Below are 1,161 nucleotides of genomic sequence, written 5' to 3'. Positions count from 1 at the left end.
GGGCGGCGCTCTCGCGCCCGTCTTCCGCGCGCTGGCGGGCCGCCCGGTGCGCCGGGAGGCCGCCGCGCAGGACGCCGGGGTGACCTTCGCCGAGCGCATGGCCGCCCTGGGGGAGGAGGAGCGCGCCGAGGCGCTGCTGCACACCGTCCGCGCCCATGTCGCCGGGGTGCTCGGGCACACCGACCCCGGCAGCGTGGAGACCGACCGGGCCTTCAAGGACCTCGGGTTCGACTCGCTGGCCGCCATCGAACTGCGCAACTCCCTCTCCGCCGAACTGGACCAGCGGCTCAGCGCCACCCTCGTCTTCGACCACCCCTCGCCCGAGGCGCTCGCCGCCCACCTCGGCACCCTCACCGGCGGCGCCCGGACCGGAGCACGACGCGCCGGCCGTCGCGCCGGCACGGCCCGTGCGGACGAACCGCTGGCGATCGTGGGCCTGGCCTGCCGGTACCCCGGCGGTGTCCGCACCCCCGAGGACCTGTGGCGGCTGGTCGCCGACGGCACCGACGCCATCAGCCCGTTCCCCGCGCGCCGGGGCTGGGACGTGGACCGCATCGTGGACCCGACCCGGCAGCGGCCCGACACCTCCTACGTCGGCGAGGGCGGATTCCTGCACGACGCGGGCGAGTTCGACGCCGCGTTCTTCGGCATCAGCCCGAAGGAGGCCCTCGTCATGGACCCGCAGCAGCGGCTGCTGCTGGAGGCGTCGTGGGAGGCGCTGGAGAGCGCCGGCATCGACCCGCACACCCTCAAGGGCAGCCGCACCGGCGTGTTCGCCGGGGTCCAGTACCACGACTACTTCGGCAGCTTCGGCTCCGGCAGCATCATCTCCGGCCGGATCGCCTACACCCTGGGCCTGGAGGGCCCCTCGCTGTCCGTCGACACCGCTTGCTCCTCCTCGCTGGTGGCGCTGCACCTGGCCGCCCAGTCGCTCCGCCAGGGCGAGTCCGGCCTCGCACTGGTCGGCGGTGTGGCGGTCATGGCCACGCCGGAGACGTTCATCGAGTTCAGCAGGCAGGGCGCGCTCGCCCCCGACGCCCGCACCCGCGCCTTCGCCGACGCCGCGGGCGGGACCGTCTGGGGCGAGGGCGTCGGCGTGCTCGTCGTGGAGCGGCTCGCCGACGCCCGACGCAACGGGCACGAGGTGCTGGCCGTGATCCG

At 75.5% G+C, this 1,161-nt stretch carries 1 protein-coding gene; it reads left to right on the top strand.

Annotation, left to right across the window (positions count from 1 at the left end):
• Positions 1–1,161: type I polyketide synthase (locus tag GT045_RS11950; RefSeq protein WP_161334136.1), on the top strand; the 1,161-nt coding region annotated here is incomplete at both ends.

The sequence above is a fragment of the Streptomyces sp. SID486 genome, assembly GCF_009865385.1.
GTDB lineage: Bacteria > Actinomycetota > Actinomycetes > Streptomycetales > Streptomycetaceae > Streptomyces.
Note: the sequence above shows the minus strand (reverse complement) of the source record. Positions and strands in the feature narration are given on the sequence as shown.